Origin of the sequence: Micromonospora sp. CPCC 205546, assembly GCF_036902715.1 — a bacterium.
GTDB lineage: Bacteria > Actinomycetota > Actinomycetes > Mycobacteriales > Micromonosporaceae > Micromonospora.
This window is the reverse complement of the sequence record NZ_JBAKHL010000141.1, coordinates 1-4,665: the sequence shown is the minus strand read 5'-3', so window position 1 is coordinate 4,665 and position 4,665 is coordinate 1. Positions and strand designations below refer to the sequence as shown.

Genomic DNA, 4,665 nt, shown 5'->3' with positions numbered 1-4,665 from the left:
GACTTCGCGTGGTCGGTGCTGCCCCGCGCGTGGTCGGTGCTGCCCGGCGCGGGCGGGTGACGCCCGGCGCGCGGGCCGCCCCGGCGGCGCCCGGCGTCCGCCCCGGACGGGGTGCCCGACACGTCGGCGGCACCGGGGCCGCGCTTTTCGTCCGGTTCGTCCGGTCCGGTGGCGGCGCGGGCGGCCGGGGGCAGCGCCAGGGCCAGCGCCCGGGCCCAGGCGGCGTCCGTGCCGGTCAGCAGCGGTCGCCACACCGCCCGGGCGACGGGCGCCGCGGGGCGCGGCGGCGGGGGCGCCTCGGCGAGGCCGGGCAGGACCCGGCCCCGGGCCGTCAGGTCGACCGCGAACTCGGCCAGCTCGGCGAGGTGGCGCAGGGTCGCGCCCGGCACGGCGGCCAGCGTGTCGACGGCGCGCAGCAGGGGCAGCGCGGCGTCGGGAGCGTACCGGAGGACGGGGACCCGCCACCCGGCGAGGGTGACCGCCCCGCGGACCGCCGCGGCGACCTCGGGGCGGACGAGTTCCGGCGAGTCCAGCGGCGCGCCGGCCCGGGTGGGGAGGGTGAGCAGGGCCGTGCCGAGCCCGGTCGGCTCGGCCGCCGCGGCCAGCGCGGCGGCGAGCGCGGCGTGGTCGGCGGCGAACGGGTGCGGCCGTTCCCGGGGCGCCCGGCCCGGGCGGCGCGGCGGGTGGGCCGGCAGCCTGCTGTCCTCGGCCCAGACGGCGAGACCGACGCCCGGGCGCCAGACCCCGTGGACGACCAGCACGCGTCCCCCTCCTCGCGACGACCCCGGCGAGGATATCGGGCCGGCCCCGGCCGCCCCGAGCAGCACACCGTCGGAGCGACGCTCAGACCGCGCCGGTGGCGCCGTCGGTCAGCTCACGGAGGATGTCGGCGTGCCCGACGTGCCGGGCGGTCTCCTCGGTCATGTGCACCAGGATCCAGCGCAGTGAGACCTCACCGAGCTGCGGATGCGGCACGACGTGGTCGAGGGCGAAGCGGCCGGCGACCTCCCGGGACCGGGCGCAGGCCCGCTCGTACGCGGCGGCGAGCCGTTCGACGGTGTCGCCGTCGGCGAGCGCGAAGCTGGCCGCCGCGTCCTCCTCCGAGGTCGGGTAGACCTCGCCCGGACCGGGAGCGAGCAGGCACGGAAACCAGTTCCGCTCGACGTGCGTCAGGTGTTTCACGAGGCCGGCGACGGTGGTGGCCGAGGGCACCAGCCGGCGGGCCGCGTCGGCGTCGGAGAGCCCGCGCAGCTTGCGCAGCAGCATCCCCCGGTGGAAGTCGAGGAACGACTCGAGCACGGCCCGCTCGTCGGCGGTGCGCGCCAGCACCGGCCCGAGGGTGGGATCGATCGTCATCTCCGCCATCCACAGACCCTAGAGCCGGGACGTCCCGGCCCGCTGCCCCGCTATCCGCTGCGAGGTGCCCCCGGGCGGGGCAGGATGGGCGCATGGCATCAACGGCAGAGATCCCCCTGGTGGGTGGCGTGGCCGACGGCGAGACCGTCACCGTGGAACTGGACCCCAACGGCCGCCCGCCGCTGACCCATCACCACCTGGGCGCGAAGGGGCTGGCCGAGGCGGAGATCTACGAGCTGGAGTCCGTGGACGCCGACGCCGACCGGTGGTGCTACCGCTGGCGCGGGCCGGCGGTCTGAGCCGGCGGGTCAGACCGCCGGGGCCAGGGTGCGGGCGCGCAGGCTGTCCAGCACGGCACGGGTGACCTGGGAGGTTCCGCGGGCCTGGTCGCACACCTCGGCCACGCGCCGGGCGGTGGCCTCGGCCCGCTGCTCCCGCTCGTCCCAGAGCCGGTCGACCTCGGCCAGCAGCGGACCCTCGACCTCCCGCTCCACGCCGCGCAGCGCCGGCACGCCGAGCCGCTGGGCCAGGTCGAAGACCTTGCCGGCGTACGGCAGGGGCAGGAACGGCGTGCCGGCCATCGCGGCGAAGATCAGGAAGTGCAGCCGCATCCCCACGGCCAGGTCGAAGTGGCGCATCAGCCCGAGCACCTGCTGGGGCGAATAGGTGCCGTGCAGGATCCGGCCCCGCTCGGCGGCGACCATGTGCGACAGCACGCCGTGCGAGTGCCGGATGTCGTCGCGCTCCATCGGGACGAAGAGCACGTAGGCGTCGATCCGGTGCACCAGGAAGTCGCCGATCTGGGCGAGCAGCCGGTGGTACCCGTCGACGTCGAGCCGCTCGGCGGCCCGACCCGGTTCCCGCACGCTCATGCCGACCAGCCGCGTGCCGGCCGGCACGCCCTCCTCGCGGAGCAGTTCGGCCGGGAAGTCCTCGGGTTCGATCAGGAACGCCGGATCGGCGGTCACGGTGATCGGGTTGAGCAGCCCCGCCTCCTCCAGCACCATCCGGGACTCCTGGTCCCGTACGGTCACCTGGGTGGCGCTGGCCAGGGTCTCCCGCACCATGCCCGTGTCCACGCCCTCGCTGAGCGGCCCGACCCCCACCGCGTACGTCAGCAGCGGCAGGCCCCGCTCCTGGGCGACCCGGACCACCCGCAGGTAGCGGCGGGCCTCCCGGTCGTAGAGGATGCCTCCGCCGCCGAGGATCAGCACGTCGAGCTGGGCCAGCACCAGCGCCGAGTCGGTCCGGCTGATCCCCTCCCACGGCACCGCCTCCACGTCGGGATGGGCGAGCCGGGTGTGTTCCGGGTTGCGGGAGAAGACGATGATCCGTCCGTTCGGTTCCTGCTCCCGCAGATCGGCCAGGAGACCGGTCAGGATCGCCTCGTCGCCGAGGTTGCGACCGCCGTACGAGCCGAGCACACCGATGGTCAGTCCGCCGCCATGCGTCATCCGTCGCTCCTCCCCAGGTGCGTGCGGGGCGGGTTTCCCGCTGCGCGGGGGAACACTCCTCACGCGGCTCAGCCGGGGAACACTCCTGAACGCGGCTCAGCGGGGTGGGGTGATCCGCTTCGTCATCTGCTGGGCGGCCACCCGGTAGCCGAGGCTGTGGTAGAGGTGGATTGCCCCGGTGTTGGACCCGAAGACGTTGAGCCCCAGCTCGGGCACCCCGAGAGCGGCGAGTTCCGCCTCGATGAGCTGGATCATCCGCCGACCGTGCCCCTGCCTGCGGTGTCCGGGACGCACCTCGACGTTGTTGAGCCAGGCGGTGTGGTCCCCGGCGGGGCCGCCGGGGAGCGCGACCCAGATCCACCCCACCTCGTCGTCACCCACCCGCGCCGTGCGGAGCAGGGCGCCGGGCGTGTCGACGCCGTCGGGGAGGAACTCCCGCAGCTGGGCGGTGGCCCGCTCCAGGGCCGCCTGCGGGGTCAGGCCCCGATCGGTGGTCATCGCCTCGGCGTACGAGCGGACGAGCGGGTCCCGCAACCGCGCGAACTCCTCGGCCGTCATCGGCACCAGATCCACCACGCCTCCTTCTCTCCGGTCACCGGTCGGCGGCGCCGACCTGCCGGGACACGCCGGCCCTGCCGAGGCGCGGTGACGATGGAACACCTCCACCGCCCCCGTGCTCTCGTGGGCTACAGGTGCTTGCGCATCTGGATGGCGGTCGCCTCGAAGCCCATCTGCTCGTAGAGCGTCCGCGCGGGCAGGTTGAAGCCGAAGACGCTCAGACCGATCGAGCGGACTCCCCACTCCCGGCACCGCTGCTCGACGGCCTGGATCATGGCCCGCCCGTGGCCCTTGCGCCGCAGGTCCGCTCGCACCTCGAAGTCGTAGCCGAAGGCGTGGAGCCCGTCCGACCTGCGTTCGACGTGCAGCCAGAGCATGCCGATCTCGTCGTCGCCGTCGTAGGCCGTCCAGAGATGGTGGCCCGGCGTGGCCAGGCCGTCGGGCAGGAGCTTCGCGTAGTCCTCCCGCGCCTTCCCCTCGGCCTCCGGCGCCGGCATCGCGCCGGACTCGGCGATGTTGCGCGCGTAGCTCGCCTCCGCCCGCTGCCGGTACCGCAGGTACTGCTCGTCGGTCATCGGCTCCAGTCTCAGCGTCACCCCGACACGGTATTTCAGCCGTCCGGACCTGGCCGTCCGGCAAGGACAAACAGGACGGTCTGTCCGCGACCGTCCCCGCTGCACGGCCGTCCCGGCTATCCCGGCCGTACGCACGGGTCGGTGACCGTGCGGGTCGGGCTCTGCGCCGTGCGGCCGTCTGCGGCGGTCGCCCGTACCGACCAGGTCAGCGTCGGTGCGCGCAGCCGTCCGACGGTCGCCCGCGCCGCCGATCCGTCCACCGTCAGGGCCCGGGTCGACGTCCTGCCCCCGGCGGGCGTCCAGCGCACCTCCGCGTCGCTGAGCGTGACGCTGCCGGCGGCCTGCACCACGAGCGCGTAGGTGTCCGAGCCGCACCGCACGTGGGCGGTGGCGGAGATTGTGAACGCCGCGGCCACCTCCGGTGCGCTGCTCGGCCGGGGCGCGGCCGGGGGCCTGGACGGCGCGCCGGTCGGCGATGGCGGCGCCCCGCCCGGCACGGCATCGGGCGCGTCGGGTCGGGTCGCCCCGCCGCCGTCCGCCGGCACGACCTGCGTCCCGGGCGTCGGACCGGCGGCGACCGGCGACGGGTCGGCAGCCCGGGTCCCGGCGTCCGTGCCGGCGCCGGCCGGCGACGCGGACGCGGGGACCGCCGGTTCGCCGGCCGGCGCGCTGAGCGCCCCGGACACCGGTCGACCGGAGCCGTCCCGCGCGGCGGTCGGGCG

General features: G+C 75.7%; 6 protein-coding genes and 2 pseudogenes. 3 read left to right on the top strand and 5 right to left on the bottom strand.

Annotated features, from left to right (window positions below; translation table 11 throughout):
* A pseudogene (locus V6U77_RS29625) lies at window positions 1–761 on the bottom strand (ATP-dependent helicase); the annotation flags it as partial.
* An 82-nt stretch (window positions 762–843) separates the two neighbouring features.
* Window positions 844–1,365: a DinB family protein gene (locus V6U77_RS29620; RefSeq protein ID WP_334610036.1), complete on the bottom strand. Its 522-nt coding sequence runs from the start codon at window positions 1,363–1,365 to the stop codon at window positions 844–846.
* 83 nt (window positions 1,366–1,448) lie between these two features.
* On the opposite strand from V6U77_RS29620, the gene V6U77_RS29615 reads away from it, so the two are divergent.
* Entirely contained in the window at window positions 1,449–1,655 is a 207-nt protein-coding gene (locus tag V6U77_RS29615) for a hypothetical protein (protein WP_121400365.1), read from the top strand.
* Between the two features lie 9 nt (window positions 1,656–1,664).
* On the opposite strand, the gene V6U77_RS29610 is transcribed toward V6U77_RS29615, so the two are convergent.
* The 3 genes from V6U77_RS29610 to V6U77_RS29600 form a co-directional block, all read right to left on the bottom strand.
* The gene (locus V6U77_RS29610) at window positions 1,665–2,810 is read right to left on the bottom strand and encodes a polysaccharide pyruvyl transferase family protein (RefSeq protein WP_334610035.1); all 1,146 of its coding nucleotides are present in this window, start codon (window positions 2,808–2,810) and stop codon (window positions 1,665–1,667) included.
* Window positions 2,811–2,906: 96 nt separating this feature from the next.
* Complete coding sequence (locus V6U77_RS29605; protein ID WP_334610034.1) at window positions 2,907–3,383, bottom strand: GNAT family N-acetyltransferase; 477 nt, start codon at window positions 3,381–3,383, stop codon at window positions 2,907–2,909.
* 113 nt (window positions 3,384–3,496) lie between these two features.
* Window positions 3,497–3,964 (bottom strand): GNAT family N-acetyltransferase, encoded by a 468-nt coding sequence (locus V6U77_RS29600; RefSeq protein ID WP_334610033.1) that lies wholly within the window; start codon window positions 3,962–3,964, stop codon window positions 3,497–3,499.
* Between the two features lie 120 nt (window positions 3,965–4,084).
* Here V6U77_RS29600 and V6U77_RS29595 point away from each other — a divergent pair, with 120 nt between their 5' ends.
* Together V6U77_RS29595 and V6U77_RS29590 are read left to right on the top strand one after the other, a co-directional pair.
* The gene (locus V6U77_RS29595) at window positions 4,085–4,303 is read left to right on the top strand and encodes a hypothetical protein (protein ID WP_334610032.1); all 219 of its coding nucleotides are present in this window, start codon (window positions 4,085–4,087) and stop codon (window positions 4,301–4,303) included.
* A gap of 27 nt (window positions 4,304–4,330) precedes the next feature.
* Window positions 4,331–4,665: pseudogene (locus V6U77_RS29590) on the top strand (hypothetical protein); the annotation flags it as partial.

Coding starts and splice junctions, on each gene's coding strand:
- V6U77_RS29620 (WP_334610036.1), bottom strand. CDS start 1,365: ATGGCGGAGATGACGATCGATCCCACCCTCGGGCCGGTGCTGGCGCGC.
- V6U77_RS29615 (WP_121400365.1), top strand. CDS start 1,449: ATGGCATCAACGGCAGAGATCCCCCTGGTGGGTGGCGTGGCCGACGGC.
- V6U77_RS29610 (WP_334610035.1), bottom strand. CDS start 2,810: ATGACGCATGGCGGCGGACTGACCATCGGTGTGCTCGGCTCGTACGGC.